The 23,087-nt window shown below is 35.9% G+C and carries 29 protein-coding genes; 7 read left to right on the forward strand and 22 right to left on the reverse strand.

The window, feature by feature from the left end; genetic code table 11:
• Window positions 1-176: 176 nt before the first annotated feature.
• From V7124_RS24430 to V7124_RS24450, 5 genes are read left to right on the forward strand one after another with little or no spacing between them, the layout of a single operon-like run.
• Window positions 177-1,025 carry a hypothetical protein gene (locus tag V7124_RS24430; RefSeq protein WP_335494242.1) on the forward strand — a complete coding sequence of 283 codons (849 nt, stop codon included), beginning with the start codon at window positions 177-179 and terminating at the stop codon, window positions 1,023-1,025.
• A gap of 26 nt (window positions 1,026-1,051) precedes the next feature.
• Window positions 1,052-1,756: an ABC transporter ATP-binding protein gene (locus tag V7124_RS24435; protein ID WP_335410522.1), complete on the forward strand. Its 705-nt coding sequence runs from the start codon at window positions 1,052-1,054 to the stop codon at window positions 1,754-1,756.
• On the forward strand, window positions 1,750-2,490 hold the full coding sequence (locus V7124_RS24440) for an ABC transporter permease (protein WP_335494244.1): 741 nt from the start codon (window positions 1,750-1,752) through the stop codon (window positions 2,488-2,490). The genes V7124_RS24435 and V7124_RS24440 overlap by 7 nt, the downstream gene beginning before the upstream one ends.
• A gap of 20 nt (window positions 2,491-2,510) precedes the next feature.
• A complete protein-coding gene (locus tag V7124_RS24445; protein WP_335494247.1) occupies window positions 2,511-3,983 on the forward strand; it encodes a sensor histidine kinase in 1,473 nt (490 codons plus the stop codon).
• Window positions 3,980-4,666, forward strand: a complete 687-nt coding sequence (locus tag V7124_RS24450; RefSeq protein ID WP_335494249.1) for a response regulator transcription factor — start codon at window positions 3,980-3,982, stop codon at window positions 4,664-4,666. Before V7124_RS24445 ends, V7124_RS24450 begins: the two co-directional genes overlap by 4 nt.
• Before the next feature lie 59 nt (window positions 4,667-4,725).
• Here the strand turns inward: V7124_RS24450 and V7124_RS24455 are convergent, their stop codons facing one another.
• Both V7124_RS24455 and V7124_RS24460 read right to left on the reverse strand, forming a co-directional pair.
• Window positions 4,726-5,568: an ABC transporter permease subunit gene (locus V7124_RS24455; RefSeq protein WP_335494251.1), complete on the reverse strand. Its 843-nt coding sequence runs from the start codon at window positions 5,566-5,568 to the stop codon at window positions 4,726-4,728.
• The gene (locus V7124_RS24460; protein ID WP_335494253.1) at window positions 5,561-6,472 is read right to left on the reverse strand and encodes an ABC transporter ATP-binding protein; all 912 of its coding nucleotides are present in this window, start codon (window positions 6,470-6,472) and stop codon (window positions 5,561-5,563) included. The genes V7124_RS24455 and V7124_RS24460 overlap by 8 nt, the downstream gene beginning before the upstream one ends.
• A gap of 269 nt (window positions 6,473-6,741) precedes the next feature.
• Between V7124_RS24460 and V7124_RS24465 the strand changes: the two genes are divergently transcribed.
• Complete coding sequence (locus V7124_RS24465) at window positions 6,742-7,512, forward strand: alpha/beta fold hydrolase (protein WP_335494255.1); 771 nt, start codon at window positions 6,742-6,744, stop codon at window positions 7,510-7,512.
• 39 nt (window positions 7,513-7,551) lie between these two features.
• On the opposite strand, the gene V7124_RS24470 is transcribed toward V7124_RS24465, so the two are convergent.
• From V7124_RS24470 to V7124_RS24500, 7 genes are all read right to left on the reverse strand, one after another.
• Window positions 7,552-8,262 (reverse strand): YitT family protein, encoded by a 711-nt coding sequence (locus V7124_RS24470; protein WP_335494257.1) that lies wholly within the window; start codon window positions 8,260-8,262, stop codon window positions 7,552-7,554.
• A gap of 35 nt (window positions 8,263-8,297) precedes the next feature.
• Window positions 8,298-9,980 (reverse strand): ABC1 kinase family protein, encoded by a 1,683-nt coding sequence (locus V7124_RS24475; RefSeq protein ID WP_335494259.1) that lies wholly within the window; start codon window positions 9,978-9,980, stop codon window positions 8,298-8,300.
• A 135-nt stretch (window positions 9,981-10,115) separates the two neighbouring features.
• Window positions 10,116-11,282, reverse strand: a complete 1,167-nt coding sequence (gene trpB, locus V7124_RS24480; protein ID WP_335494261.1) for a tryptophan synthase subunit beta — start codon at window positions 11,280-11,282, stop codon at window positions 10,116-10,118.
• 130 nt (window positions 11,283-11,412) lie between these two features.
• Complete coding sequence (locus V7124_RS24485) at window positions 11,413-12,606, reverse strand: ABC transporter permease (protein ID WP_335410543.1); 1,194 nt, start codon at window positions 12,604-12,606, stop codon at window positions 11,413-11,415.
• Entirely contained in the window at window positions 12,603-13,298 is a 696-nt protein-coding gene (locus tag V7124_RS24490; RefSeq protein ID WP_335494263.1) for an ABC transporter ATP-binding protein, read from the reverse strand. The genes V7124_RS24485 and V7124_RS24490 overlap by 4 nt, the downstream gene beginning before the upstream one ends.
• Window positions 13,295-14,422, reverse strand: a complete 1,128-nt coding sequence (locus V7124_RS24495; RefSeq protein ID WP_335494265.1) for an efflux RND transporter periplasmic adaptor subunit — start codon at window positions 14,420-14,422, stop codon at window positions 13,295-13,297. Before V7124_RS24495 ends, V7124_RS24490 begins: the two co-directional genes overlap by 4 nt.
• Window positions 14,423-14,439: 17 nt before the next feature.
• The gene (locus tag V7124_RS24500; RefSeq protein WP_335494267.1) at window positions 14,440-15,093 is read right to left on the reverse strand and encodes a Yip1 family protein; all 654 of its coding nucleotides are present in this window, start codon (window positions 15,091-15,093) and stop codon (window positions 14,440-14,442) included.
• A gap of 253 nt (window positions 15,094-15,346) precedes the next feature.
• Here V7124_RS24500 and V7124_RS24505 point away from each other — a divergent pair, with 253 nt between their 5' ends.
• Window positions 15,347-15,889 carry an NADPH-dependent FMN reductase gene (locus V7124_RS24505; RefSeq protein WP_335494269.1) on the forward strand — a complete coding sequence of 181 codons (543 nt, stop codon included), beginning with the start codon at window positions 15,347-15,349 and terminating at the stop codon, window positions 15,887-15,889.
• 46 nt (window positions 15,890-15,935) lie between these two features.
• Here V7124_RS24505 and V7124_RS24510 read toward each other — a convergent pair whose 3' ends face one another.
• The 13 genes from V7124_RS24510 to V7124_RS24570 all read right to left on the reverse strand — a co-directional run bounded on the left by V7124_RS24510 (window position 15,936) and on the right by V7124_RS24570 (window position 23,032).
• Window positions 15,936-16,553: a PspA/IM30 family protein gene (locus tag V7124_RS24510; RefSeq protein ID WP_335494271.1), complete on the reverse strand. Its 618-nt coding sequence runs from the start codon at window positions 16,551-16,553 to the stop codon at window positions 15,936-15,938.
• Between the two features lie 19 nt (window positions 16,554-16,572).
• Window positions 16,573-16,920: a flagellar basal body rod protein gene (locus V7124_RS24515; RefSeq protein WP_335494273.1), complete on the reverse strand. Its 348-nt coding sequence runs from the start codon at window positions 16,918-16,920 to the stop codon at window positions 16,573-16,575.
• Between the two features lie 204 nt (window positions 16,921-17,124).
• Complete coding sequence (locus V7124_RS24520) at window positions 17,125-17,616, reverse strand: cytochrome c-type biogenesis protein CcmH (RefSeq protein ID WP_335494275.1); 492 nt, start codon at window positions 17,614-17,616, stop codon at window positions 17,125-17,127.
• Window positions 17,617-17,833: 217 nt separating this feature from the next.
• A complete protein-coding gene (locus V7124_RS24525) occupies window positions 17,834-18,001 on the reverse strand; it encodes a hypothetical protein (RefSeq protein ID WP_335494277.1) in 168 nt (55 codons plus the stop codon).
• Window positions 18,002-18,167: 166 nt separating this feature from the next.
• Complete coding sequence (locus tag V7124_RS24530; protein WP_335410561.1) at window positions 18,168-18,944, reverse strand: sulfite exporter TauE/SafE family protein; 777 nt, start codon at window positions 18,942-18,944, stop codon at window positions 18,168-18,170.
• Between the two features lie 50 nt (window positions 18,945-18,994).
• Window positions 18,995-19,222 (reverse strand): sulfurtransferase TusA family protein, encoded by a 228-nt coding sequence (locus V7124_RS24535; RefSeq protein WP_335494279.1) that lies wholly within the window; start codon window positions 19,220-19,222, stop codon window positions 18,995-18,997.
• Window positions 19,223-19,249: 27 nt separating this feature from the next.
• Window positions 19,250-20,377, reverse strand: coding sequence for an MBL fold metallo-hydrolase (locus V7124_RS24540; RefSeq protein ID WP_335494281.1), 1,128 nt, complete (start codon window positions 20,375-20,377; stop codon window positions 19,250-19,252).
• Window positions 20,378-20,422: 45 nt separating this feature from the next.
• Entirely contained in the window at window positions 20,423-20,998 is a 576-nt protein-coding gene (locus tag V7124_RS24545; RefSeq protein WP_335494283.1) for a sulfurtransferase TusA family protein, read from the reverse strand.
• Between the two features lie 53 nt (window positions 20,999-21,051).
• The gene (locus tag V7124_RS24550; RefSeq protein ID WP_335494285.1) at window positions 21,052-21,348 is read right to left on the reverse strand and encodes a rhodanese-like domain-containing protein; all 297 of its coding nucleotides are present in this window, start codon (window positions 21,346-21,348) and stop codon (window positions 21,052-21,054) included.
• Window positions 21,349-21,375: 27 nt separating this feature from the next.
• Window positions 21,376-21,738: a rhodanese-like domain-containing protein gene (locus V7124_RS24555; RefSeq protein ID WP_335494288.1), complete on the reverse strand. Its 363-nt coding sequence runs from the start codon at window positions 21,736-21,738 to the stop codon at window positions 21,376-21,378.
• A gap of 44 nt (window positions 21,739-21,782) precedes the next feature.
• Window positions 21,783-22,262, reverse strand: a complete 480-nt coding sequence (locus tag V7124_RS24560) for a DsrE/DsrF/DrsH-like family protein (protein ID WP_335494290.1) — start codon at window positions 22,260-22,262, stop codon at window positions 21,783-21,785.
• 124 nt (window positions 22,263-22,386) lie between these two features.
• Complete coding sequence (locus V7124_RS24565) at window positions 22,387-22,650, reverse strand: metal-sensitive transcriptional regulator (protein ID WP_335410575.1); 264 nt, start codon at window positions 22,648-22,650, stop codon at window positions 22,387-22,389.
• A gap of 13 nt (window positions 22,651-22,663) precedes the next feature.
• Window positions 22,664-23,032 carry a hypothetical protein gene (locus V7124_RS24570; RefSeq protein ID WP_335494292.1) on the reverse strand — a complete coding sequence of 123 codons (369 nt, stop codon included), beginning with the start codon at window positions 23,030-23,032 and terminating at the stop codon, window positions 22,664-22,666.
• Window positions 23,033-23,087: the final 55 nt, after the last annotated feature.

Consider the following 23,087-nt stretch of genomic DNA (forward strand, 5'->3'; position numbering starts at 1 on the left):
CCCGTACTCCTGCAGGAGTCTCGCGCCTTCCGCAAAAATCAACTTAGTTTTTAAATCAAGATTCTCCTTTAACAAATCCATTAATTTAAGAAAATTTTAATAGTTATTTTAGATTGTATTTATAACTCCCCATTAGACTAATCATGTAGTAAATAAACGAATGGAGGAAAAAGAACATGAATAATAAACTTTTAGCAGCTATCGGTATTAGTGGGACGCTTATGTTAGGCAGTGTTTATTCGATTTCTGCTAATACATCAGGCTATGACCTTTACAAGGAAGCCTTAAAGAAAACGCACACAGCTGAGAGTGCAACGATGAATGTTAACGTTAAAATTGAAGACAACAAAAAATCAATATTATCATCAGAGTCCATTTTTAAATCGGATTCAGTTAATCAAGTTAGCTTGATCTCCACACGTTTAGCGAATGAAACTGAAGTCAGTAATATGAACATGTATAAGCAGGATGGAAATTGGTTTATAAGTAAGAACGGTATTGACACAGTTTATAAAATGAACACTTCCAATACTCCACATCACAGTAACACTACTGAATTAAAAGATGATTTAGAGAATCTAATTGATGTTATGACAAAAAATCTTCAGCAGCAAATTACCGTTGCAGATAATCAAAATGGCAGCCAGTTAATTGAGCTTGATTTAACAGGTAAGGAAATTCCTTTAACAGCTAATGCCTTAAGTACATTAATGATTAAACACGCTGTAATGATTCAGGATAATGCTGAGACTGAAAGCTCAGACTTTCACATTAAGGTAAAAGCACCTGAATTGGATCATGACATAACGGTTAAGCAAATCAAACTAACGGCACAGGTGAACAAGGACAATTATATTGAACAACAAACTGTCAATGCAGTAGTAACGGGAAAAGATAAACAAGGTACAAGCCATGAAATCGTTTTAAATATTGAATTGAACGTTTCTAATTACAACCAAACAACGGTAACCCCTGTTGAAATTCCTGTAGATAAAGTAATCGAATTTAAGCATAACAAAAAATAAGAAGTAATGGATAGAGGGTGACATTTTTGGAAAAAGCAGTGGTTATTACCGGAATGACAAAACAATACTCAAATGGCCGAGGAATACATGATATTAATTTAACCATTAATGAAGGGGAAATTATCGGCATACTTGGTCCGAATGGTGCCGGTAAAACAACATTATTAAAATGTATGACCGGTTTAACTTCCCCAGATAGGGGTAAGGTGGAGTTATTTGGGGTTGACCTTCTAGGTAATTATAAAGAAGCGATTCGTCCTGTAGGCGCGTTAATTGGACCTGCTGTTGCATATGAAAACATGTCACCCTATAAAAATTTAAAAATGATTTCCCGGTTGTATTCTAGTGTTTCAGAAAAAGATATTGAACATGTATTGCTTCAAACTGGATTAACCCCCTATCAGAATGAGAAAATATCCTCCTTTTCTATGGGTATGAAGCAGCGTTTTGGTATCGCATCAGCACTTATATCCAAACCTCGGTTAATCATATTAGATGAACCCACTAACGGTTTAGATATAGATGGTTTGTTGTTATTAAGAAAAACAATCAAGGAGATATCAAGCATATCCGGTGTAACCTTTGTAATTTCCAGTCACCATATCTCAGAACTAGAAAAAGTATGTAATCGTTTTTGTTTTCTCATACATGGTCAGGCATCATTATATGAAACCGGTAGTGAGCCATTGGAAGATGTTTACATCAAGAAGGTTGAGGGATTAGTATGTTGAAAACAATCAAGGCTAACAGTCTCAATGAAATAGAAAAGCTGCTAGCGAAAAAGGTAACCAAGCTATTTCTATTTTTTGCTGTTCTTATTCCATTGCTAACTAAACTTCTTGTAAACAATCTATTTATTACTGAATGGATGGCTTTACCGGCAGAAAACATAAATTTTATATTGTTAGATTTATTTGTAACGATTTTACTACCTTTATTTGTTTTTATAGCCGCCACAGATTTGTTCACAGGAGATAGCGAACGAGGAGCTCTATTTCAAGTTAGACCTATCAGTCGAATCGAGCTTTTTCTTTCAAAATTAATTGCAATCAGTATTTTAGCCTTATTTGTCCTTTTGTTAGATTGGCTATCAGTGATAATTAGTAGTGCTGTCTTTGATAAAACATTCCATTTTAGTATCATTCCAATAAGTCTTGGGGCTTTCAGTATTTCCTGGTTTCCCATCATTGTGATCACTGCTTTTGCTATCTTAATAGCACTTTTATTCCATTCTAGTGTTCTGGCGATTTCTACGATGATTGTCTTATATTTAATAATGATGTTTATTCCTTTTGTACTCCCAAATTCCTTATATTTACTGCCCTCTAGTTATTTGGATTGGTATATGCATTGGATCGGAGAAGTGTCTACTCGTTGGGTATTTCAAACTGTCACCTATTTGTGCTCTTCTTTCGGATTGTTTTTTTCACTAGGCTATTATATGTTTAATAAAAAAGAAGCATAAACAAAAAGGGTGCTATTTCATTGTCTATTAAACTCCGGCTGACATTATCAAATATTGCTATGATTGTAGTTCCAATCATTTTATTTTCGATTACCTCATTTCTTTTATTAATTGTTTTTCTCGGAGACATTAGAGAAATGACAAACTTTTTACCAGAGAGTCATAATTACCACAAAACAAAGCAAGAAGATACCATCTTGTTCCTGGCCCTAAAAGAAAAGTCGGTGGTAAATCCTGATGAATTGATGAGTCAAGAGTATTTACAATCCCTAAGCCAAGACCTTGGTGCACTTGATTCAGGGTTAATGATTAGAAAAAATGATGAGATATACTTTTCAACTCCAGAACTTGAAAAGCTAAATACAAAAAAGCTGCCGGAATTTGGTACAGAAACAAGCTTCCGCAGCTTAGAAAAAGTTGGTGAGCAGACGTTTGCCATAAAGCAGCACGATTTTTTCTTGAAAGACGCAAGCAAGGTTTCGCTCTTTTTAATGAGAGACGCTAGCCCTTGGAATAAGTTTGTAAGAACCTTTTTTCCTATTCTATTCGGATTATGCATATTGATATTAATTGCAACAAATGGACTATTAGCTTATTTTGTATCCAAAAGTATTATCAAACCGATAAATCAATTAAAAACAGCAGCCCATTTTATAAAAAATGGAAATCTCGATTATTCCATTACCGCTATTAGGAATGATGAAATTGGACAGTTAACACAATCATTTGAAGAAATGCGAATACAATTAAAAGAATCCTATAAGATTCAAAAACAGTATGAGGATAATAGGAAAGAATTAATTGCACATATTTCTCATGATTTGAAAACGCCAATCACCTCCATTAAAGGCTATATAGAAGGAATCCGGGATGGTGTTGCAGATACACCCGAAAAGAGATCAAGATATGTTCAAACTATCTATACAAAAGCAATGGATATGGACCATTTGATTGATGAATTGTTCTTGTTCTCCAAGCTAGATTTAGGAAAAGTGCCATTTGAATTTGAAAAGGTAGATATTAAAGACTATTTAACCGATTATTTCGAGGAATTAAGCTTTGACCTTAGAAAACAAAATGTAGATGTAAATTTCCAATTTTCAACTCTAGGTAATTACGTGGTCTTTGCAGATAGAGAAAAGTTTAAACGAGTTCTTGCAAATATTATTAACAATAGCTTGAAGTATATGGAGAAAGATAAAAAGGAATTAAAAATTACACTTCATTCAACCGATAAAAATGTTGAAATATCGATTGCTGATAATGGACCAGGTATTCCGGATGATTCAACCCCCTTCATCTTTAATCAATTTTATCGTGCAGAGCAATCAAGAAATAAATTAACGGGCGGCAGTGGTTTAGGTCTTTCCATCGCTAAAATGATTATCGAAGAGCATAATGGTGAAATAAAATTGGAAAGTACACTAATGATTGGCACATGCGTTACCATTATTCTTCCGCACAATACCTTTTCTGAGGAGGCCACATCATGAAGAAGATTTTGATTATTGAAGATGAAAAGAGTATTGCCGAGTTAGAACAGGATTATTTAGAAATCAACGGCTTCCAAACAGAAATGGCGCATTCGGGAGATATTGGACTTCAGAAGGCACTAACACAAAGTTACGACTTAATTTTGCTTGACGTTATGCTTCCAAACATTGATGGGTTTGAAATTTGCAAGAAGATACGAAGCACTAAAGATATCCCAATCATTATGGTAACAGCAAAAAAAGAAGAAATTGATAAAATAAGAGGCCTTGGACTTGGTGCTGATGACTATTTAGTAAAGCCCTTCAGCCCAAATGAAATGGTTGCTAGAGTGAAAGCACATATTTCCCGTTATGAAAGATTATCAATGAAACAAAATACAGAATCCCAGGGAATTTACATCCGTGGTTTATTTATCGATAGATCATCAAGACGCGTCTTTATAAATAATCAAGAAGTTACCTTAACCACAAAAGAATTTGATGTACTTACCTTCTTGGCAATGAACCCTGAACAAGTCTTCAGTAAAGACCACCTATTCGAGAGAATATGGGGATACGACAGCACTGGAGACGTCTCAACCGTAACCGTCCATATCCGCAAAATAAGAGAGAAAATTGAACAAGACCCCTCAAACCCTGAATACATAGAAACCGTATGGGGCTCGGGCTATCGTTTTCATTAATATAGGAAAGTTATCACAAAAAGACAGTGTCCCCTCCGGGTGGTCACTGTCTTTTTTCCTTAGTGTATTTGGCTTTGGAATAGTGTGTTGCGGTTGTTAAATTTTGTGACTAGTTTTATTAGGAATAGGTTGGCTATTAGCAGACCCGTACCTATTAGGAAGAGAATAAACGGGCTTAAGAAGAACAAACCACTTGCTTGTGAAATGATGATTCCAACGATTGGCAGCACAAGTAGTCCCCCAAATTGCTGGGCTTCTTGAAACGTCTTTACCTTGGCCGAGATAAAAACATTTAAAATGATATTAAACAAAACTAATAATGGAATTACCCAAAACATTAAAATCATCCATGTAGAATTAAAGTATAGAAAAAATTCAAAATACGGATACGTGATTACATTTACTAAAATAATACTAACAATAAAGGCCCCAAATGAGATCCCTAAGGTTGGAATCAGCGATGCAAGTACTTTACCTAGAAACAAGTCCGTAATGGATATGGGAGCAAACAACAATGTTTCTAACGTATTTCTTTCCTTTTCTCCTACAAAACTATTTGAAGAGGTAACCATTGAATTAATAATCGCTACCATTAAGAAAAAAGGAATCATCATAAAGGTTAAGAAAAAATACACAAATTTATAGCCAAGCGTCGGCAAAGCAACAAGTGTATTTCTCATTTCGACACTTGGAAAGTCTTGGATAAAAGCATTTATAGTTTTTTCGATATCTTTGGAAGAAGTCCCTATAAAATCGAAATGAATTCCGAAATAGGCAATACCAGCTGGAACAACAATACATAAGAGCAAAGCGACCATAATCATTGGAACCCACACCTTTTTTGATGAAAAGGTTGCTTTCATATCTTTGCGCGCAATAGTTATAACTGTACTTTTATTCAACTCCTCTTCCTCCCCGAATATTAAAATAAAGAGCTTCTAGACTTCTATTTGTTATTTCACAACTGTGAACCCAGGTTTCACTAAGAATATTCGTTAATAAAGGAGTAATCTCTTTTTTAGAGACTAGGATAAATTCCAATTGATTCGTTCCTCGCCTACTATATCGATATCCCATGTAGTTTTGACTAGCAGGATTAAGACCCGTTTCTACTAATAACCTAATTTCCTTTAAATATTTATCTTCTAATTCCTTCTTTGTCCCCTTTTCTACAATTCTGCCTTCGGTTAGGAAAAGATAAGAATCACAAATAGTCTCCAGCTGATGAAGAACATGGGAACAAATTAGAATGGTTACCCCTTCTTCTTGATTGACCTTTTTTAAATAGTGAATCACTTCATTAATTCCTTCAGGATCTAATCCATTTGTCGGTTCATCTAGAAATAAAAGACTAGGATTGTGCAATAAAGCCTTTGCAAGTGAGATCCTTTTTTTCATTCCCGTCGAAAAACTCCCAACGAGTTGATCCTTATATGGCAGCATATCGAATTGCTTCAAGAGATAAGTGATTCTATTTGAATCAAATTCCCCATATAGTTTAGAGAAAAAGACCAGATTATCCCATGCACTCATATCATGGTAGAGGCTTGCGCTCTCCGTAACAATCCCTGCTCTTTTTCTTATTTCATCTCCCTGTTGCTGAGGATCAAAATTCATTACCTTCATCTGGCCACTCGTTGCATCTATTACCCCGTTTAATAAACGAATAATTGTTGTTTTCCCTGCCCCGTTTGGACCTAGCAGTCCACTGATACTTCCTTCTTTAATAGTAAAGGATACATCTTTTAAAATTTCGCGATTATTAAACTGTTTGCTTGCGTTTTTAACTTCAATTATATTTGTCAAAATTTCTCCCCCCAACACTTTCATCCTTCTGTATAACGTTTAATAATGGGTTTTCGTTCACAAGAAGTTAATAATTTGGTAAACTCTGTTATAAACCAGCTCCTGAAGCTACGATTGTCCTTTTCTTGTTTGATTATATGTAAAATACACCTATTGGTAATAATAAACAAAAAATATTTATATAATGTGTTAATTACACCATTTTACCTGTTTGCACGATCCGTTTTATGGCAAAAAGGTGATTATAACAACCATAGGAGGTAGTTTATTTGGGTGCGTTTTTTTCGGGAATCCCCTATTTACGTATGGGTGCTGGCGAACCTTTGGTTTTTATTCATGGACTTGGTGAAATTAAAGAGGGATGGTCCAACCAGTTTGATTTTGCCAATCAATATGACCTGATTATTCCAGATTTACGGGGACATGGAGAGTATCTGATCACTGGCGAAATTTCGATTGCGAATTTTGCACGTGATGTTATTAGCTTGTTAAAGGGTCTCGAAATACAGAACGCACACATATGCGGGTTATCCATGGGCGGGATGGTTGCACAAGAAATATATCGCCAAGCACCAGAAATCTGCCGGTCTCTTATACTCGTTAGTACCCTTCATTATGCACCTAGATGTTTCGGAGAGTTATTTTTAACATTACGAAAATCTCGCTTAGAATCCTTTTCCCTCGAGAAACAAAAAAATAATGCAGCAAGAGTTTGCCTCTACTCATGGACTGAAGATAATTTTGAGAAGTTCTTTAAATTTTATCAGCCAAATCGTGACTATTATCTTCCATCCATGCAAGCATGCCTTGAGGTCAATAATCTATGCTTGCTTCCCAAGATAAAAGTCCCGACATTAATTATTGGCGGTCAATATGATACCGTTACACCTGTTTGGATACAATTATTAATGCATAATCAGATTAAGCATTCTGAATTTGTTATTTTTAGAAATACTGGACATGTTGCTAAACTTGAAGCAAAAGAAGCCTTTAATAACGTGTTGCGGAATTTTTTAAACAAACATAAAAATGCCAGTTAAGGGAAGGGTCACTCCTTCCCTTGTTCTGTATACTAAAAATTATTTGTTTATTGTTAAATCAATTGTTTTGTAGGCAATAAAAAAAGTAGCTAGTGAAAAGATAGCCTCTTTCACGCCGAATATAAAAATGGAGCAGCCAAAAATAAAGAAATTTATAAACAAAACAATTTCTCCAATTGTAAAGAAAGATCGTTTACTAAACAATATTGCCAATATCTCTGTACCATCTAAAGACCCTCCATAACGAATCACAATCCCTATACCTAATCCTAAAAATACACCCCCAAAAATAATTACTAACAAAGGGTTATCGGTCAAGGCATGATATGGTTCTAGAAGATGGCTGCCAAATGATAAGATTAAAACGGCAAAAAGGCTTAGAGTAATAAATCTTTTGCCAAGATAAGAATACCCTAAAAATAAGAAAGGAGTATTTAGTAATAATAGAAACAAACCAATCTCAATATTGAAGATTTGAGAGAGAATGATACTTACTCCAACGATACCACCGTCAATCACATGATTCTTTACCATGAATAACTGTAAGGATATCGCAGCAAGTGAAGCGCCAAAGAAGATGTATAATAACCTTTTTCCAATTGATATATATTTAGAACGGCTTGTGCTGTGATAATGGTTGACTCTCTCCTTATACATATTCCGCTCCCTTGGCTCACTATCTGATAGTGAATAATATAGTTTAATATATTCTTCTTTAACTAAAAAATGCCCAACCATATGGTCAGGCATAGATTTTCTATTTTACGGTTCTTTTACATTTGTTTTCAAAATCTCCCGGATTTTATTATAGAATATATGAGCAAAAGGAACAGCATGGTTGAAATCCCAAAACCAATTTCTATTACTGGTAATTTTGTTAGAAGTGTGGAGGTTTGTCCTGATAAAGAGGCTCCAATGATGATTCCTACCAAAATAATGCTAAAAGACAGCAGTACAATACTGAAAGACAGCCTGTTACTGATCCGATTCAGTCTTTTTAAAACAGGTTCCAGTTCAGGTGTAGATATTTCAATCTGCATTTTTCCTTTTTTCATAACAGATGTAAAATCTTTAATTGTCTTTGGGAACTCCTGAAGGATGTCCCCATATTCTGTAAAGTTTGACCATGCAAACTCTGCCACATTTTTTGGTTTAAAGCGCTCAATAAGCAATTGGCGCCCAAATGGTTCAGCCACAGCTAATATACTAATTTCATGATTTAACTTTTCTACCGTCCCCTCCAATGTCAGCAGTGTTTTTCCTAATATCGTTAAATCTGTTGGGATCGTAATCTTATGTCGATAGGCAACAGAAAAAAGCTCATTAACAGCGGTTCCTATACTCATCTGACTAAAAGGTACATCAAGGTACTTTTCACGTAGCTTATCGATATCTAAATGCAGCTGTTTTACATTTACATCATCAGGTACAAGCCCCATACTTGTGATTGCTTTAACCACTTCTGAAGTGTTTTTACGCATTAACGCAATGACGAAAGAAGCTATATGGGACCTCATTTCAGGCGTAATCCTTCCCACCATCCCAAAATCCATAAAGGCGATAACCTGTCCAGGCAATGCAACGATATTCCCAGGATGGGGATCACCATGGAAAAATCCATCTATTAGAATTTGATGAAAGATAGCATAGACAACTTTTTCACCTAAAACTTTTGTGTCATATCCTTCTTGATTTAGCTTTTCTATTTCATTTAATTTAATTCCATCAATATATTCCATCGTTAATACCTTTTTGGTTGTGAATTCCCAATATACCTTAGGAATATGGATCTTTGGATCATTAACGAATTGTTTGGCTATCTTTTCAGCATTTCTGCCTTCATTCTCATAATCTAGTTCTTCACGCAGTGATCTGGATAGTTCTTCGACAATCGTCCGAATTTGGTACCTTGCTACCCAATCAATTCTACTCTCTGCCAGCCTGGCAAGATCCTGCAGAATTTCTAAATCGGTTTCAATCGACCTGATAATATTTGGGCGTTGAATCTTAACTGCAACACGCTCTCCAGTAAGTAAAACTGCATAGTGAACTTGTCCAATTGAAGCAGCTGCTAACGGTGTTTCACAAAATTCAGCAAATGAATTTTCGAGTGAATCAGCCAATTCCTCCTCTATTATTCTCCTAACTTCATTAAATGAAAAAAGAGAAACACGGTCCTGAAGCTTGACCAGCTCTTGAAGGACATCAGCAGGAATAATATCGGGTCTTGTACTGGCTATTTGACCGATTTTTATAAAAGTAGGTCCAAGTTCCTCGAGGAACATTCTTATTCTTTCACCTGTTGATTTACTATTGAGTGATTTGTTGCCCTCAACAAATACTCGCTTTGGTATTGATAAAAGATCTAAAAGCCCTAATTCCTTCATCATAAAACCAAATCCGTACTTGGTAAATGCATAGACGATGTCACGATAACGCTGGATATGGCGAATTTTTTTCTTGATCATCTGTATCACTCCTTGTTGGAGTATTTAATATCCCAAGGTTCTCACTTTTCTCTAAAATTTACAAGTTTGTTCTGAAAATGTTCGATTAATAATCAAAAAGACGCATCGATGGCCGATACGTCCCTTTCAACTTGCTTATTTTTTCAACATCTTAAAAACTTGCTCTACATCCTTATCACCGCGACCCGATAGGTTTACGATCAGAACATCATCCTGTGGTAATTCTTTTGCTAGTTTTATAACATAAGCAACAGCATGGGAACTCTCTAACGCGGGGATAATCCCCTCTGTTTTACTAAGCAGTAAAAATGCCTCTAATGCCTCCTGGCCTGTAACGGTTACATATTCAGCTCTTCCACTTGTTTTCAAATAACTATGTTCTGGGCCAACACCAGGATAATCCAAACCGGCTGCAATGGAATAGGTTGGCTGTGGATTACCATTTTCATCTAATAATGTTAAGCATTTAAAACCATGGATAACGGCTGGTGTTCCTTTTGTTAAGGTGGCTGCTTCTTCAGGCTCCACGCCAATTAAACGTACATATTTTTCGTCAATATAATGGGCAAATGCGCCAATTGCGTTACTTCCTCCGCCTGCACAGGCAATTACTGCAGTTGGCAGCCTTCCTTCTTTTTCAATGATTTGACGCTTTGATTCTTCACTGATAATGGCTTGAAAATGTTTAACCATAGATGGATATGGATGTGGACCAACTGCCGACCCTAGTAGATAGAAGGTATTTTGATAGTTTTGCACTAAGTCTGCTAGTGCTTCATCAACCGCATCCTTTAAACGGCCCTGGCCTTTCTCGACTGGAACAACCTTTGCCCCTAATAATTCCATTCTAAAAACGTTTAGTGCCTGACGCTCTGTGTCAAGCTTCCCCATATAGATAATGCATTCCATTCCAAACATGGCACAAGCTGTTGCCGTTGCGACACCGTGTTGTCCTGCTCCTGTTTCAGCAATTATTCGTTTCGCGCCCATTCGTTTTGCTAATAATATTTGACCGATTGCATTATTTATTTTGTGGGCACCTGTATGGTTTAAATCTTCTCGTTTTAAATAAATTTTCGCGCCGCCTATTTGCTCTGTTAAATTTTCGGCAAATGTTAACGGATTTTCTCGTCCCACATATTCCTTTAGATAATAGTTAAATTCCTCAATAAAATCTGGATCCTCTTTATACTTTAAAAATTGCGATTCCATCTCATCTAGTACTTGCTGAAGCTCCGGAGGAACAAAACTTCCGCCAAACTCACCAAAATAGCCTTTACTCTCTACACTCACGTTTTCCATACTCAGCTCGTCTCCCTTATTACCATTATTTAACTAGACTCAACAGTGTTAGTATAAATCAACATAACAGAATATTCAAATAATAATAGTTAAAAAAGAGAGATAAAAATAATTTTTCATCTCTAACAATTCATTCATATCTCAATGATTCGATAGGATCTAATTTGGATGCCTTGTTTGCTGGGAGAAGACCAAATACTACCCCAATAATCATGGAAAAGACGACTCCACCTAATACTACCTGCCACGAAACTAAAGATGGCCAGCCAGCAAAGAAACTTACAATGCTTGCTGTTCCCCAGCCAAGAAAAATGCCAAGAATTCCACCAATTAAGGTAAGCGTTATCGACTCAATTAAGAATTGAGTTAACACTTGTGCTCTTGTAGCACCAAGCGCCATACGGATTCCTATTTCTCTTGTTCGTTCTGTCACTGAAACTAGCATAATATTCATAACACCGATGCCGCCAACAAATAAGGAGATACCTGCAATACTACCGATAATCAGGGTCATAATTCTTGTAATCTGACCAATCCCAGCTGCAATTTCCTCCATATTTAACACCTGATAGGAATCTTCCGTATTATGCATATTGTTTAGTAGTTTCGCAGCCTTTTTCCCCGCCGTCTGCAACTGATCAGAGTTCTCTGCTTGTAGGGTTACCTGTGTATAGTCACTGCTTCCATAAATCGTCCGCCATGTTTGAAATGGAAGGTAAACTTCCATAGAGCTGAACGAAAGTAGACCTGTGGGTTTTTCTAGAACACCGATGATTTCTATCGGTTGATTTGCCACATTAATTACTTTTCCAATAGGATTTTTCCCTTTAAATAATTCTTCTTGGATTACATGACTGACTAACCCAACACGACGGCCGCCTAAAAAATCTGATGTAGAAAAACTTCTCCCCTTTTCTACCTTCATTTCATTCAATTTGACATAAGCTTGATTAATCCCTGTAGCAGACACATCGACGGTATCCTGTTGTAAACGTGCTGTAGAAAATTGGGTACTAGAAGCTACGATGCTTTTAATCTCTTTTATCTGCTCAAGAGCACGGATATCCTCCTGTTTAAACGGAGCCTGCTGAAATATGTTTGGGTTAGAACGGATTTCTTCATCTGAAGGCTGATAAAAAAGTTCAACTGTATTACCAGGACCAGTAATTTGTGTTTTGAGCATCGCTTCACCACCCTGCCCGATCGCCACTACAATAATAACCGCTCCAACACCAATAATAATCCCCAGCATCGTTAATATACTTCTCATTTTATGTGCTTTAAGGGAACTTAACGCCATCATAAGGTTTTCCATAAAACTCATTCAGACGCCCCCCTCGTTGAAGAGGAAGGGAGCTGTATCATGCCATCTCGAACAAATATGGTACGATTGGCATACTCTGCCACTTCCGATTCATGGGTAACAACAATGACTGTAACGCCTTCTTCCTCATTCAGTTCCCTGAATTGCTCCATAATAGAAATGCTGGTCTTTGAATCAAGTGCTCCCGTTGGTTCATCAGCTAAAATAATCTTTGGCTTATTCACAATGGCTCTTGCAATTGCAACACGCTGCTTCTGTCCACCGGATAAAGCATTAGGCAAATGATCCATTCGATCTGATAAACCCACTTTCTTTAATGCTTCCTCTGCTCTAGATTGGCGTTCCGCTTTGGATACACCTGCATAAATCATCGGGAGCTCAACATTTTTTACTGCCGACAAACGCGGTAATAAATGAAATTGCTGAAACACAAAGCCAATGGATTGGTTCCTAACCCTCGCGAGCTCATTATCATTATAATGAGAAACATTTTCTCCGCTTAGGAAGTAATCCCCAGAAGTGGGTTTATCCAAGCAGCCTATCATATTCATCAAGGTAGACTTTCCAGAACCTGATGGACCCATGATAGCAACGAATTCACTCTGTTCAATTGTTAAGCTAATATTATTTAATACATTAACGTTCTCTTTTCCAAGCAAATAAGTTTTAGTGATAGTATCTAGCACGATCATTTTACAGTCACTTCCATGCCATCCTTGATTGAATCTGGCCCGTTGATAATAATGGTATCCGCTTTTGATACTCCTTCTAAAATCTCAATTTTCGTCCCTGAAGTGATGCCCGTTTTAACTTTTTTCTTACTCGCTTTGCCATCCTTAATGATATAAACATATGGCTGGTCTCCATCGTCATGCAAGGCGTCAATTGAGAGTACATTCGCTTGTTTTTTATCTGTTTCAATTTCCATGACCACTTGGAAACCAGGCTTCATTGATTTTATATCACCTGTCAGCTTTATTGTTACTGGATACTGCACTGCTTGACTTCCACTTTGGAGAGCTGTTTGATTTTGTACTGGGAGAAGAGAAATTTTTGTAATTTCACCCAGCCACTCTTGTTCGGGTATTGCATCAGAGCGAAGAATCACTTTCTGGCCAATGCTCACTTTCAATGTGTCATATTCAGACAGTAATCCCGTTGCTGCCATCGCATCCAGTCTACCGATATGTATGATAGGTTCAGCCATGTTCGCTTCAAGTGAAGATGAATCTGACTTTTTAACAGACAATACAATACCATCAATAGTGCTCTTAATTTCTAATTCACTTTGACGTTTATCAATCGTATTCTTTTGTAAAGTTGTTTGCTTTAACTCAAGATTAGCAAGTTTCTTTTCCATATCCAGCTGCTCATACTCTGGATCAAGCTGTTTTTTTGCCTCTTCCTTCCCTATCTGATCTGATAAGGTCTTTTCTTTCTCCTTTAATAGCTTTAGTTGTTTATCAATTTGATTTATTTTAAGATTAGCAGATTCAATAGCAAGCTTATTTTGCTCCACTTCCAGTTCGAGCTGTGGATTTTGAAGTGTAGCGACAACTGTTCCACTCTTAATTTCTTGTCCTTCTTCGACAAGCAGGTCTTTAAGCTCCCCTTTTTCTGGCGTTACATATATAATTTGTTCCTCTTCCAGTTTAACTGTCCCTGGAATCATAAGAAGGGAAGAGATTTCCTCTTCCTTCAGCTCAGTGGTTTCAACGGAAGGACCTTTTGCAAAAACCTCCCGATAAACACTGACTGAAATCATGATAATTACCAGGCTAATAACACTTATGATAAGCCATGTTTTCTTTTTCATTATAAAATCAGCGCTCCTTAAAATAGACTACCGATAAAGGTAAATCCAATTCCAATCAGGAAGAATACAATCGCAATCGTCCAGGCAAGCCCCTTTGATAATTGTGCTGTTTTGTGGAGCCCAATTGCGGTTACAACCGTTGCCCAAATTGAAAATACTTCAAAAGAACTTAATATTCCCGCTTTCTCTTGATTTAATAAACCTGCTAAACTCGTAACAGATATCTCTGGATTTCCGCCAATTGCATATCTTATCACCGCATTTAAAGTAAGTCCCACTGCACCAATGACCATAATATAAGTATTCATCGAAAATAGTTGTTTAAAAGTAGCCGGAGAACTTGCAATCTTTGTAATAATTAATTGGATTGCACTGCTAATCAGTACAGCAAAAATTGGAGTAATGATCCCGGTTATTATCATTGTTACCTTGGCAAATCCTAATACTATTTCTACCTGCTCTTTTGGGATCTCCTCGCCAATTAAGGTTGAGACGTCCATTGACATTGCAATTAATGTCATTCCAACTACATATAGAATACTGACAATTAATAACGGTACCCAAATTTTCGGAACCTGCTTAATCCTTTCAAACTGCTCTCCTGGACTCGTGAACATCCCTATTAATGAAGGATTTTTACCTTTTGTGACAATCTCAGTTTGATTTTCCATTATCAACACCCCTGTTCCATTTATGTAAAATATTATGTTAATTATACGATAAAGCAGGAAAAAGGTTTCATTTTTTCTAATACTTCACTAATTCTTAACTACTACTTTACTACTACTTTACGTTTAAGAAATAATAGGATATTAATACTCTAGCGAATAGCTTCTCTATACTTGATAAAAAAGTTATTTAAAAAAATGAAATACGTTCATGTTAGTGATAATATTAATACTGACAGAAAAGGAGATGATATTCATGAAAATAGTAGCATTAGTCGGTAGTAATCGTAAGGAATCCTATAATAAAAAGTTGGCAGTTTATATGCAGACACGTTATCAAGGTACAGCGGATATTGAAATTCTGCCAATTGAAAAGCTTCCAATGTATAACCAAGATGATGAATTAACTCCCCCAGCTATCGTAACTGAAATTAAGAAAAAAGTTGCCGATAGTGATGGTGTTCTATTTGTTACACCTGAATTCAACCACTCAGTACCTGCCTTTTTAAAAAATGCGATTGATTGGTTCTCCCGTGTTGATAAAGTAATGGTGAACAAACCGGTTATGATCGTTGGTGGTACTCCCGGGGTATTAGGAACGGCGCGTGCCCAAATGCACCTGCGTCAGATTTTAAATTCACCCGGAATAGCTGCACTAACTCTACCAGGTAATGAAGTTTTTATAGGGGCAGTCCATGAAAAGCTCGATGAATCCGGAAAGCTGATTCATGAACCTACCGTTCAATTCATCGATACGGTGATGGATAATTTCATAAATTGGATTACTAAACAAAAGTAATATAAAAACAACGCATGAATTAGATATCCATGCGTTGTTTTTTGTTCTAGTTAGAAATTTTCATATCTTTTTCTAATTGTTCGATTCGTGATTCAATAGACGTTTGATTGTATGATCTATTGACTTGATTTTCGAGACGGTCGATATAGTTTTCAATTTCTTCAAAACGTGAGATTGGTTTATATTCAAGAACTTGATTCATTTTATGGTTCGCTCTTGTAACATTTTCACGACCCATAAGCTCCATTCTGCGAAGCTGCATATCTTTTAATTTATTCTTCATTTCAACATGCTTTTTTTCTAGTTCGGAAAGCTGCCCATTAACTTGTTCAAGCGATGCTCGTAATCTATCTGCCCGGGTTGAATATAATTGCTGCTCATCTGCAGCAAACTGATACAATTCCGTTTCTCCTGCATTTAATGCAATTTCCGCCTGGTACTTCCTTTTTGAAGCAAGCTCCTCCGCCGCTTGCAATTCTTTTGTAAATTCATCCTTAAGTGCAGTCTGACGCTCTAGGAACTTTCCAACTTTATCAGTTTCCTGTTCGCATTGGCGAAGGTATTGATTAAGCAATACAATCGGGTTTTGGATTTCTTTTTTATCAAGTGCCTCGTTTAAGTCAGCTGTAATAATATTTTTAATTCTCGTAAACAAGTTTGTCATTTTATTTTCTCTCCTTTGATTAATAATTTTTCAATTCGTTCCATTGCTTTTCAAAATTTACAAACGGATCAGCATCTTCTTTAATTACAGTGTGTTTACGGGCATTCCAGTTTTTATAAACAAGGTACAGAATGTATGCTGCAACGACGCCAATGATGGCAGGTGCATTAGAGATAGAAGCCATTAGAAAAATAACCCCGATAATCCCCAGCACAATTTTCCCTCCTGTTGATTCTGCTTTTAAGAACTGTTTATAGATGAAATATAGAAGCCCCAGACTTACCAATAACCCGACCATCGGACCGATTGAAGAAAGTAAGATGATGGCTGCAATTCCTCCTGCTAAAACTAAACCAAATTTTTTCATTTTGTGTTCCTCCTTTGTCTTTCTTGATTTCATCTTACCTTTTTCCTAAGCTTTATATAATTGAGCCTGAGCTTGATTTTCAAATAGGTCTGGAGACGTAGAAAGGGTCAGCCCCCTATGGAGACTGACCCTATAACAGAAAAAATCCTAACAATTATTTGATATTTAGGAAGATGATGACCTGTTTAGATTTGCAATGTTTTTTTATATAAATTTCTTTCTTTCTTCATCAATTATCGATTCATAAACATCTTCTAATTCTGAAGAGATGACACCCTCCTCATATACAGTGACTGTTTGATTCGCTTTCCACTTCTTAATTAAAAAATATAAAATAATTAAGACTAATGCTATTAATAGGAATGGTGTTAGCCAGAGACTTAGATTGAACCCTTTAACTGGTGGAGCATTTAATGCTTGTACTCCCTGTTCCTTTTCATAATAATTAAGAATTTCCTTTTTGGACATTCCTTTTGTAAAAAACATTTCAGCTACTTCTTCATAGTACAACTGTTTCACATTGCAGTTAGACAAGTCATCATTGCTATGCCCTTCCATATAAAGCATTTCAACCGTAGCCATAAATTTCTGATTTGTATAATCATAATTTTTTTCCGATACTTGCTCTTCTGCATAGACTTGCATAGTTCCCAAAAGAAGTGTAAAAAGACTAAATATTGCTAAAATACGCTTCACTGTTTGAACACCTCCATAAATATTTTTAATACCCCCTATAGTATAAAGGTTAAATAAATAGTTTCTAGGATAGAAGCATGAAGTTTTTATGACAAAATTAAACATCCATTTATTTGGGCGATTTTCTCTATTAAAGTTTGTTCTTTAGTCTTGAGGACATAAAAAAAAAGAACCCAGCGAGTTAATTGATGGGTTCTTTCTTCTAGTTCATTCGGATTTATACCTTAAGAATGATAAATTGTCCGCCACCGAATAAGGACTTGGTATAATCAATCTTTACATTATTGAAATAAACCTTATCTCTTTCGTTTACCAAAAAACTTATTCCACTTTCTTCTGTGATTTCATCACTTTCTAAAGCCGACTCTTCCAGAGCCAGACGCAACTGAGGGCCGCCTCAGCCAATGCCCATTGATAAACGAATAAGCGGCTTATTACCTTCATTAATAAGGTCTTGTATTTCTTTCGTTATAGCAGCTATTGCAGCATGTGTAATTTTAACCATTGTGTATTCCCTCCAAATATTATTTTTATCTACTGCTCATTTTAATTTATAGTATATCCATCCAAATTTTAATTGCTGTTGCTAAAATTAATAGCGCTAATACTATTTGTAAAATTTTTGTGTTCATCTTTTTCCCAGCCATTGCACCTAATGGTGAGGCAATGAGGCTGGCAACAATCATTATTACTGAAGGTAAGAATTCTACTTGTCCCGTAGTAATCTTTCCTACAGTGGCACCGATTGATGATAAAAACGTAATAGCCAATGAAGAAGCAATCGTCATACGTGTAGGTATTTTTAATACGACTAGCATGATTGGAACCAATAAAAATGCCCCCGCTGCACCAACAATGCCAGAACCAATTCCAACAATGAACGCTAGAGATGCTGCAAGCCATTTATTAAACTCCACTTGATCGAGAGGGATATCATCAATTCCTTTTTTCGGAACAAACATCATTATAGCTGCTACTAATGCTAATATCCCATAAACTAAATTGATACCACTCTCTGTCATTACCCTTGAACCATAACCGCCAACAAAACTACCAATTAAAATGCTGACACCCATATAGCCAATTAGGGTTTTATTTAAGTAGCCACCTTTACGGTAAGCCCAAACACCACCAATTGTCGCAAAAAACACTTGAACAGCGCTTATTCCTGCTACTTCATGGGCACTAAATGCTGCTAAACCAAATAAAGGTGGAATATATAGAAGCATCGGATATTTGATAATTGAACCGCCTATTCCTAACATCCCTGAAATATATGATCCAATAAAACCAATTAGGAAAATTATAATAATAAATCCAAATTCCATTGCATTGCCTCCCCTTTAAGAAAAGGGAACCTAACCTGGTTCCCTTTTTTTTAACCTTTTTTAATCCAAAACTTCAAAATATCTTCCTCAATTTCGTGTTTCAATAACTCGTGACCGCCTGATTTTGCCCATGCTGCAAGGTCATTTTTTGCTCCTTTATCTGTAGCGTGTATTTCTAAAACTTGACCGCTTTCTAATTCATTCATTGCCTTTTTTGTTTTAACAATTGGCATTGGACACGCCAGCCCTTTTGTGTCTAAAATTTTATTTGCTTCCATTTTTATTACCTCCTAGTTTTTATTTACCTATCGAACTGCACAACGATTTGGTCCGATTTCCATTTCGCGTTGTTTTTCTTCATTCGGATTGATTTTTCCCATATTCGTTTCACGGATTTCTTGATAAGCATTTGGTTGTGGTGGTAAGTTTTCCGTTAACAATTTTCTGAACTGATATTCGTCTTCAATATTCAAGCCATGGTTTTTAGCATATAATGTTCCTAATTTTTCCGATACACTGCCATCTTCATTTAATTCTTCAATAATCATAAAGTGAGCAGGAAGAACAACTAAGTCTTCAGACAGTTCTCTATAGCGTTTATATAGGCTTTCTCTTAAATCCCCTACCCAATCCTGAGCTAAGCCAGCTAAATCTGGTCTTCCAATTGAGTCAATGAACAAGATATCACCTGAAAGCAAGAACTTTTCATCCACAATAAATGAAGTAGATCCAATCGTATGGCCTGGAGAATATAACGCATGGATGTTAATCTTTACATTTCCGATTTCTACGAGATTCCCATTCTCTAATGGTTGGTAGGCAAAGGTTACTTCAGTTGCGTCCTTTGGAGGAAGCCAGTACGTTGCTCCTGTTTTTTCTGCAATGTTTCTTCCACCGGAAATGTGGTCCGCATGTAAGTGTGTGTCAAAAACATGGGTGATTTTTGCATCAATACTGTCAGCAAATTCAAGATAAATATCAGTCATACGAGTGGCATCAATAATAGCTGCCTCGCCGTTCGATACGACCATGTAAGATAAACAGCCTTTACCAATCCGTACAAACTGATAAATTTCGCCGCCATTCTTTAAATCCCCGGCTTTTACGGGTTCTAAATGCTCACTCCAAGCTTTCATCCCACCCTTTAGGTAAGAAACCGTTAGGCTTTCATCTGAAAGCATTTCTGCAATCATAATAGATGAACCTTCCTTCGCACACACTACCAAAACTTCTTTATCAGAAGGAATCTTATCCATAATCCCTTCAACACCATCTAACAATTCAAAATAAGGGATGTTAAAATAATCGAATTTTTCTCCTTCAATTTTCCAATCCTGAAAGTCACTCTCATTTCGAACATCTAGGATAAATAATTCTTCTTTATTAATAACTTTTTTCGTTACTTCTTTTGAAGTCATGACATTTACAGTCATCCATTTTACCCCCTATGGTATATTTGTCGTTAAAAAAATATAATGCTACTTTAGAAAACTAGTTGTTTTCCCAGACCACTGACTCATCCCTGGTACTATGTTAATTACTTTAGTAAATCCCTTTTCTGCCAGCTTTTGTGCAGCAAGGTCACTTCGGTTTCCTGTTCGGCAAACAACATAGATTTCTTCTTCTTTCTCTAATTCACCTGAACGTTGTTCTAGTTCACCCAAAGGAATCGAGATAGCATTAGGAATATGATTAAACGCATATTCTGCTGTTTCTCTTACATCAAGAACAACAATATTTTCACTCGTAGCAAGTTTCATTTCGAGTTCGTTATTATTAACGACATTGGGATGTGTTCTTTCAATTGTTTCATCATTAGATGACTTTCTTATATAATGCTTTAATACTTCTCCTTCCTCCAACGTCCCTAAATACTGATGACCTGTACTTTCAGACCAAGCCTTAATATCAGCTTTGGATCCTTTATCTGTTGCTAGGACTTCCAATACTTGACCAGCCTCCAATCCACTCATTGTCTTCTTTGTTTTAACAATTGGCATTGGACATGCTAATCCCTTTGCGTCTAAAATTACATTTGCTTTCATGCTATCCATTTAATATCCTCCTATTTTTATACCCAGATGGGTATTTTATTAGTTAAAAAAATTTATTCTACTATTCCTTCCCAGGACATCATTCCACCTGTCATATTAATCACATTAAATCCTTGATACTCAAGAAATTGAGATGCCTGACCACTTCTAGCTCCAGACCGACAAACCATGATATATTCTTTTGATTTATCTAATTCATACATACGGAACTCCAATAATCCTAACCGAATGTTTACTGCACCAGGAATCTTTCCAGCTGCTACCTCATCTACTTCACGAACATCAATAATATTTAATTTTTTTCCTTCATTTAGTAATTGTTCAACTTCCTTTGCAGTTATTGCTTTCATTGTAAAATCCTCCCCTTATTTCAATTATTATGACCAAGCGTTCATGCCGCCTTTTACGTTTGTTACTTTCGTATAGCCTAATTTTTTTAATAGCTTACTTGCTTGCCCGCTTCTCATACCACTTTGACAAATAACAATTACTTCTTTGTCCTTTGAAAGTTCTTTCTCCGCTTTTTGTGTAAGTAGATTAAGTGGAATATTCTTAAATTCTCTAATGTGATTACCTTTATATTCTCCAGGTGTTCTAACATCAATAAATAATTTATCTTTATCCCTTAATTCATTTTTTAATTCTACGGTTGAAATATTTCGTACACCTTTAGTAGGCAGGATACGATATCCAATAAATATTATGAAAAGTGCTAAAATTACGTAATTTATATAATCCATGTGTAGTACCTCCTATAGTTTTAGGGAAGATATTCCCATATAAATTAAATGAACAGATTGACATTACCTTCTTCGGCCTCTGCTAAATATGCAGCAACTCCTGCATACTCAATATTATTTAAAAGCTCTTCTTCTTGCAGACCAAGTAAATCCATCGTCATGGTACATGCTATTAATTTTATATCCTGCTCTTGAGCCATCTCGATTAGTTGAGGAAGAGGAAGTGCATTGTGTTTCTTCATAACTTTTTTAATCAACTTAGGCCCAAAACCAGCAAAGTTCATTCTAGAAAGACCCATGTTATCGGCACCTCTTGGCATCATTTTTGCAAACATTTTCTCCAGAAATCCTTTTTCAACAGCAATACTTTCATCTTTTCGTAACGCATTTAATCCCCAGAACGTGTGAAAGATCGTTACTTCATGATCATAGGCTGCAGCACCGTTTGCAATAATGTAAGCTGCCATCGCTTTATCATAATCACCGCTTAATAAGACGATCGTTGTTTTTTTCTTTTCTGTCATTTTTATAACCCTCCTATATATTAATTACCTATACGGGTATTTGTACGAACAAAAAAATAAGCATTTTACCTTTACCCCTATGGGTATGATAATAATAAAAATAAAAGAGGGTGTCAACCCTTTTTTATCGACTTTTAACTAATAGATTTACTGCTTCTTTGATTAATTCCTCTGCACTTCTTTCATGCGTTTCCTCTGCTTTTTTGACACACTCGACTAAATTTGAACTTACAATTACCCCTATTGTTCGATCAATGGCTGTTCTAGCTGCAGATAACTGAGTAATGACATCTTTACAATCCTTATCTTCTTCCATTAATCGTAAGATTCCTCTTAGTTGCCCCTCGATACGTTTCACCCTATTTTTTATTTGATCATTATAGTCCATGACTTTTACCTCCTTAGCAGTTAGCTTTTATTTCAAAATGACTTTCATTCAATTTACTACTTTCAAATGAATATCCAACAACTCGATATCCCTTTTGTCTTAAAACACGGGCTCCAACATTTTTTTCAAGTAAACTTGATACAACTAAATGTAAATCTAAATGTGGAATCTCATTAATATTTCTTTTTAGATACCCTAAAGGAATATTCAATGAACCTTCTATCGGATTCTTATAAGATTCATTATAGTCTCTTATATCAAGAATTTTCACTTTAGACAAATCAAGTTCTCCTAATTGATAATATTTTACACCCAGAACTGGGAAATATCTTTTATATACTATAACTAGTATTATTATTGAAGCTAATATTAAATATATCATTTAAGCCTCCTACAAAGAAACAAATTTCAATGACATGCTCTATATTATACCCCTA

Source organism: Neobacillus niacini (assembly GCF_036961885.1).
Taxonomy (GTDB): Bacteria; Bacillota; Bacilli; order Bacillales; family Cytobacillaceae; genus Neobacillus; species Neobacillus niacini_H.

Bases quoted from the DNA above. Each gene is read 5' to 3' on its own strand.
- V7124_RS24430 (WP_335494242.1), top strand. From the start codon at position 177: ATGAATAATAAACTTTTAGCAGCTATCGGTATTAGTGGGACGCTTATG.
- V7124_RS24440 (WP_335494244.1), top strand. From the start codon at position 1,750: ATGTTGAAAACAATCAAGGCTAACAGTCTCAATGAAATAGAAAAGCTG.
- V7124_RS24450 (WP_335494249.1), top strand. From the start codon at position 3,980: ATGAAGAAGATTTTGATTATTGAAGATGAAAAGAGTATTGCCGAGTTA.
- V7124_RS24470 (WP_335494257.1), bottom strand. From the start codon at position 8,262: ATGCCTGACCATATGGTTGGGCATTTTTTAGTTAAAGAAGAATATATT.
- V7124_RS24475 (WP_335494259.1), bottom strand. From the start codon at position 9,980: ATGATCAAGAAAAAAATTCGCCATATCCAGCGTTATCGTGACATCGTC.
- trpB (WP_335494261.1), bottom strand. From the start codon at position 11,282: ATGGAAAACGTGAGTGTAGAGAGTAAAGGCTATTTTGGTGAGTTTGGC.
- V7124_RS24485 (WP_335410543.1), bottom strand. From the start codon at position 12,606: ATGAGTTTTATGGAAAACCTTATGATGGCGTTAAGTTCCCTTAAAGCA.
- V7124_RS24490 (WP_335494263.1), bottom strand. From the start codon at position 13,298: ATGATCGTGCTAGATACTATCACTAAAACTTATTTGCTTGGAAAAGAG.
- V7124_RS24495 (WP_335494265.1), bottom strand. From the start codon at position 14,422: ATGAAAAAGAAAACATGGCTTATCATAAGTGTTATTAGCCTGGTAATT.
- V7124_RS24500 (WP_335494267.1), bottom strand. From the start codon at position 15,093: ATGGAAAATCAAACTGAGATTGTCACAAAAGGTAAAAATCCTTCATTA.
- V7124_RS24505 (WP_335494269.1), top strand. From the start codon at position 15,347: ATGAAAATAGTAGCATTAGTCGGTAGTAATCGTAAGGAATCCTATAAT.
- V7124_RS24510 (WP_335494271.1), bottom strand. From the start codon at position 16,553: ATGACAAACTTGTTTACGAGAATTAAAAATATTATTACAGCTGACTTA.
- V7124_RS24515 (WP_335494273.1), bottom strand. From the start codon at position 16,920: ATGAAAAAATTTGGTTTAGTTTTAGCAGGAGGAATTGCAGCCATCATC.
- V7124_RS24530 (WP_335410561.1), bottom strand. From the start codon at position 18,944: ATGGAATTTGGATTTATTATTATAATTTTCCTAATTGGTTTTATTGGA.
- V7124_RS24535 (WP_335494279.1), bottom strand. From the start codon at position 19,222: ATGGAAGCAAATAAAATTTTAGACACAAAAGGGCTGGCGTGTCCAATG.
- V7124_RS24540 (WP_335494281.1), bottom strand. From the start codon at position 20,377: ATGACTGTAAATGTCATGACTTCAAAAGAAGTAACGAAAAAAGTTATT.
- V7124_RS24545 (WP_335494283.1), bottom strand. From the start codon at position 20,998: ATGGATAGCATGAAAGCAAATGTAATTTTAGACGCAAAGGGATTAGCA.
- V7124_RS24550 (WP_335494285.1), bottom strand. From the start codon at position 21,348: ATGAAAGCAATAACTGCAAAGGAAGTTGAACAATTACTAAATGAAGGA.
- V7124_RS24555 (WP_335494288.1), bottom strand. From the start codon at position 21,738: ATGGATTATATAAATTACGTAATTTTAGCACTTTTCATAATATTTATT.
- V7124_RS24560 (WP_335494290.1), bottom strand. From the start codon at position 22,262: ATGACAGAAAAGAAAAAAACAACGATCGTCTTATTAAGCGGTGATTAT.
- V7124_RS24565 (WP_335410575.1), bottom strand. From the start codon at position 22,650: ATGGACTATAATGATCAAATAAAAAATAGGGTGAAACGTATCGAGGGG.
- V7124_RS24570 (WP_335494292.1), bottom strand. From the start codon at position 23,032: ATGATATATTTAATATTAGCTTCAATAATAATACTAGTTATAGTATAT.